General features: G+C 38.4%; 6 protein-coding genes and 2 pseudogenes. 4 read left to right on the top strand and 4 right to left on the bottom strand.

Features of this window, described 5'->3' with window-relative positions; genetic code table 11:
- A partial coding sequence (locus GBH70_RS16060) for a hypothetical protein (RefSeq protein WP_151681973.1) occupies positions 1-460 on the bottom strand: 460 nt, incomplete at its 3' end.
- Between the two features lie 74 nt (positions 461-534).
- Between GBH70_RS16060 and GBH70_RS16055 the strand changes: the two are divergent.
- A pseudogene (locus GBH70_RS16055) lies at positions 535-972 on the top strand (transposase); the annotation flags it as partial.
- A 347-nt stretch (positions 973-1,319) separates the two neighbouring features.
- Here GBH70_RS16055 and GBH70_RS17445 read toward each other — a convergent pair.
- Positions 1,320-1,733, bottom strand: coding sequence for a DUF3231 family protein (locus GBH70_RS17445; protein WP_253694035.1), 414 nt, complete (start codon positions 1,731-1,733; stop codon positions 1,320-1,322).
- A 153-nt stretch (positions 1,734-1,886) separates the two neighbouring features.
- Positions 1,887-2,305 (bottom strand): annotated as a pseudogene (locus GBH70_RS17440) (DUF3231 family protein); the annotation flags it as partial.
- Positions 2,306-2,569: 264 nt separating this feature from the next.
- On the opposite strand from GBH70_RS17440, the gene GBH70_RS16895 reads away from it, so the two are divergent.
- The 3 genes from GBH70_RS16895 (at position 2,570) to GBH70_RS16045 (ending at position 3,349) form a co-directional block, all read left to right on the top strand.
- Positions 2,570-2,725, top strand: coding sequence for a hypothetical protein (locus GBH70_RS16895; protein WP_172967533.1), 156 nt, complete (start codon positions 2,570-2,572; stop codon positions 2,723-2,725).
- Positions 2,726-2,769: 44 nt separating this feature from the next.
- Positions 2,770-2,904: a hypothetical protein gene (locus GBH70_RS17565; RefSeq protein WP_259371271.1), complete on the top strand. Its 135-nt coding sequence runs from the start codon at positions 2,770-2,772 to the stop codon at positions 2,902-2,904.
- Between the two features lie 169 nt (positions 2,905-3,073).
- A complete protein-coding gene (locus GBH70_RS16045; protein WP_151681972.1) occupies positions 3,074-3,349 on the top strand; it encodes a hypothetical protein in 276 nt (91 codons plus the stop codon).
- A 105-nt stretch (positions 3,350-3,454) separates the two neighbouring features.
- Here GBH70_RS16045 and GBH70_RS16040 read toward each other — a convergent pair whose 3' ends face one another.
- A complete protein-coding gene (locus tag GBH70_RS16040; RefSeq protein WP_259371272.1) occupies positions 3,455-4,657 on the bottom strand; it encodes an MDR family MFS transporter in 1,203 nt (400 codons plus the stop codon).
- Positions 4,658-5,072 lie beyond the last annotated feature (415 nt).

The following is a 5,072-nucleotide window of genomic DNA, read 5'->3' as shown; positions in this document are numbered from 1 at the left end:
GTTTTGTATGCTGACTAAAATGATTTACGTATTGAAAACCATAAAGAATTAATGCCCTAAAAAGGTCGATTGCTAAGTATTGGAATTTGGTTAATTTTTTCAAAGTAAATATTTTATAACGGTCTACAAGTTCTATGCCTCCCAAAAAAATAAAACAAAAGTGAAGAATTGTATTTGAAATTAAATATAAAGGAAATTTACCAAAAGTCATTTTTAACATCCAAAGACTTGTAACAAGATATGGGCCAAAGTTAAAAAAATTCATACTATCCGAAGGTGGTATTCCTTTATAAAATCGCCACCATCTTTTCTTTTCACCGAATAGGTCTATTGCTTTAGTGAATGTACTCATAAATATCGCGGCTGGGAGATATTTTTTAAATGAATTTCGACCCAAAAATGGTACTGTTAGCCAAGGTAGAATTAGCGAAGCCATATAAACTAATTTTGAGTTTTTCATGATGCCACCTCCAATGATTAGGATGTGTATTTTTTTTAAAATGAATCCAGATACAAATGATTTTTTATATTTCAGGGTTTATGGCCTATTCCGTAAGAATAGCTCATGGTGCCCTATACATAAAAGAACGGCTTGGATTATCCGATCGTGAAACGGCTGGACAGATCACAGAAAACCCGTATCTGCAGTATTTTATTGGCTTGCCGGAATTCCAGGAAAAATCTCATCATTCTTTGATGCCGCGTTTTAGGAAACGGCTGGAAGCAAGTATCATCAATGAACTGATGAATGGATTGTCCTGGGACAACAAAAACGCAAATTGGAAGAAAACCGTGAAGAGGAGGAGATGGTGATCATGATGATGAAAGCAACCATCCTTCCAACCCCGGTTCGAAAAATCCCGGTGAAACCGGTTCTTCGACTCGCCTATCCTACATATCCCGAAACCTTGAATGAAGCCCGGGAAATTGGAACATATCATTGATGTGCTGCACGAACCCCATAAAGGAAAATAACAAAATCCCTGGACCTACAGAAAAAGGGCACGCAAGGACGATCTGTGACGACGCGCGGCGCATCACGGAATCATCGACGAATCAACTGCAATTTGGAAGAAATTGTACGAGCTTAAGGAACGATGGGAAGACACCTTGATTTATTTTGATGCAGGTGTCTTTATTTTTATTAGGGAAACAATTTTCTTTGCTTTCAGGGCATCAATGGTAAGTACTTGGTTGTAGCCGTGTTGGTACTCCACGCGGGAAGTTGTATCAACTGGTAGCAATTCCACACAAAACATTTTTTAGAAGCGTGAGCGGCAATATATCATGAAACAAAATTGATATTTTGCCCCGCAACATTACCCTTTTGCCAAAGGCGGCTGCTCGAACCAGTTGTTATCAATCATGATGTTTAATCCGTCTTCTGAAAACTTTAATATCTCTATTTGCAACCGTGAATAATCTGTAGCCAAATCGCTTCTCATACATTCTGAAATGGCTGTGCCATAGTTGCCGATTCCGGCATAAATCATCAATCCAAAATGGTGCATCATTAATTTATCTGAAAAAGGCGGTTCCGTTAAATTCGTAACGTCTTGGTTAACCGCTAGTAGCATAGGAACAGGAAGAGAATGGTGCTCCAAATAATCGCTAAAGACTTTTATATGTTTTTGGGCAAGCTCTTTTCCTCTGGCAATATAATCGCAAACTTTCTTGGACTTTGCCGTCTGGGTAAATCCTGCAGCAATACAGGAACCAAAAAGATTTGTCATGATATTGGCATAAAGAGTTGTAATTTCTGTAGCAGTAAGAGATCTTTTGCCCAAAATCTCCAGGATAAATGACTGTTTTTGAACAAATTCCGTTTCTTTCGGATATACAATATAAGGCGGGCGTTCTGCCAATCCTTTTTTTAACAAAATTTCTGTTGTTTCCTGATTAAGTTCAATATATGAGGACAAGCATTTTGCACCAAAAGAGAGAATATCTTCCCTGAATAACTGCGGCAGCGTGTTGGCGTGCGTAACGAGTCCGCCCCTTACCATGTTTTTGACGTAATGCAAATAAAATACGTCAGAAAATAAACGACCTGCATTTACATTTACATCTTCGTCCGAGAACCCCATTGGTCCAGAGATCTTTTCTTCGAAAAGATCTTTTCTATCATTTCCTTGTGCTGTTGCGACACATCCAGGGCATGTTCAACAAGTGTTTTAATGTTGGCATCCTCTATATGCTGGAGAAAATATTTGAATACACAGATGGACATCGTTTCTCCAAGATACCCTGTCCATAAATATCCGAGTTCTGCAGAAGTCAGGCGTGGATTGTGTTCGATATTCATACCGGTCATCCTTTCTTGCCAATGTTTTTTATATTTTCTTCTCTTTTTCATAAAATATCCGGTTTATGAGATTAAGAAAAACTGGAAGTTTAAATTCTTCAGATGGAGATGGTACATAACTATATGGTTAGACGAGCAAAAATAATTACGGATTACTTTGGAAAGGATATGGAAAGCATTTGTTGATGGGAGCTGCTAACAAATGTTATTTCTTATTCTTTCCATACTAAATAAGGGATATTGTACTATTCGGGGTGATACGCTATGGATGAAGATAAGAGGGAACCGCTCTCACAGGGAGAAATGGATAACCCTGAACAATATGCAACCGAGAACGAGAGTCTGCAAACTGTTGATCCGATTCCGATAGAAAAAGGGGGTCATGATACAAAAGATAATTCCTCAAGCGAAAAAATATAAACCATAAAAAAATCAGATCCCGGAGATCGGTTTCAAGGAGGACTATGGTTGAATTGAAAAGACAAGATCAATCATTTTCCGGCATCGCCGGGTGTTTACTTCATGAAGGATTCCTCCGGCCGCTTTCTCTATGTGAGAAAGGAATCGGCAAAGAAGAAACAGACGCAGCTCAAATTTAAAGAAGAGAAAGGACAATGTACAATTTGGTCTGGACCGATCAAAAATTCGAATTGATGTACACTTCCCGGCGGAACTAGTTTCCACAATGTCGTTTAAGTGGAAATGTATGAAAAATAAATCATTGAGCATAACGATCAAGAAATTAAGCCGTTTGGATGGAGTGATGGTATGCACATAGAGGGAAACATTATTTCCGGGGAATTCGATGAGAATCTCAATGAATTTTCTTTGCAAAATGTCAAACATTTTTACATAGCGTCCACGATAAGAGAGAATCAATTCAGAGCATTATATGATTATTTGAAAAAACATCAGCATAACAATGAAGGCCAGATCATCACCCTATATGATCAAATGCCAGTCAGTTTATCAGCAGAGGAAATCAATCTTCTTATACAAGATCTTGAAAAAGTCCAATCGTTGTACCGCCCTGAGAATATTTGACCTTAGTTTTGAAAAAACGTGTACATGAGTATCTCTATAAAGCATGTCAAGGATCCCCTTTTTGCTGTTGGAGCAGTAAAGGGGATCCTTTAATTGAAATAAAAGTCACTGGACTGCCTGCTGCAGCTCTCCTTCTTTTTTCCGTGCTTCTAAGTTCGGAGTGATGAATAAGAAAATCAATGTTCCGGCCAAACCAATCATCCCGATAAAAACCGCCATGGCCGAAGACGGAAGGACAGCTCCTAGAGAAACAGTTATTGAAATGATCAAGTTGGAAAAATTGAATTTAAGGCCATTGAAAGCCATATATGAACTTCTTGCATCGGCAGGTGGAATAGCTGCCATATAGGCTTGTTCGACCGGCACGCGCGATACTTCCCCAATCGTTGCAATGACCATAAAAATGAGGAGAATCCATATGTGATTGGAGTAGGAAATGACCGTATACCCGGCAGAATAAATCAAACAGCTTGCGATCAGTACAGACCGGTCTTTAAAACGATTGGTGATTTTCATCATAAAAAGCGCGAAGATTACAACCAAAATGGTGTTTTCGCTTCGAAGAATCCCAAGCATCTTGATGCCGTCAATTTTCCAAAATAAAAACTGCTGCGCCGGCATCTCATCACTGAGCCGGATTCCGATATAATTGGTTAATTGGGCTTCCATGGATAGTATGAGGATTCCTGCTAAGATGTACATGATGAACACGCGGTCGATGATCACTCTTTTGTAGTTAGAAAAAATTTGGATAACATGTTGTGCTGCTTTTACTCTAGAGCGCTGTGGCACATAGCTTTCATCGATCAAACAGGCGATCAGCACTACAACTACGGCTGCAACAACCGTTAAAGCCACGAACAATTCGAATAAATAATCTTTAAATAAAAAAGCACCCAGGATGCCGCCTATGGAATAGGAGAGATTATTTCCCCAATATGTAATCGAGTACATATATTTTCTCTGTTCCGGCGTGCTGACATCTATCAACATAGCTTGGTTGGCAGGTCCTGCGAGCCCCCAGCAAATGCCGTTTACTGTCATCATTAAAAACGTAATGAACGCGGATTGAAACCAAGGTGAATTACACAGTGCCATTGTGAAAAAGGCAAAAAACCTTATGATTGCGGCTAAAAGGATCATTTTTCTCCGGCCGAACTGATCAGAAAAATATCCGCCAATAAAATTCATCCCGATTCCGATAAAAACATTGATTAGTAGTAAAAGCCCCGTCGTTTTTGCATCAAAGTGACTCGATAAATAAATCGCCATAAAAGGAAAAACCATACTGGAAACTGTTGAGCTCAAAAATGACTCAACAACCCGGACTTTTATGTTCTTGTGCAGGTCTTTAAATCTTATTTCATTTCCCCTCGTAGAAAACAGGCCAATTATTTTGAAAATAATTTATGCTATAAATTTATGTTATTTTAGATATATATGCAAGGAAATTTCAAAAGGGTGGCAAACATTTTTCTCGAAAACCGGGGTTGTGCCAACAATTGGTGGAGAGAAAATAGCCCGTATTTTTTGAAATGTAAAGATAAGTTAAAGAGTAATGGTGCCTGCAGAAGATAAAAGCAAGACCATGAAAGAAAAAGTCAGACTTTAAACCAATCGCTCATAATCGTTTTTTATTCTAAGTTTTGCGGATTTTACACGTTTATCGAAATAATCGTTATTTCATTGCCATTATGGTATGACAAATGTTTTTAATAATTTA

The organism is Weizmannia acidilactici (assembly GCF_008974225.1).
GTDB classification, from domain to species: domain Bacteria; phylum Bacillota; class Bacilli; order Bacillales; family Bacillaceae_C; genus Weizmannia; species Weizmannia acidilactici.
Note: the sequence above shows the minus strand (reverse complement) of the source record. Positions and strands in the feature narration are given on the sequence as shown.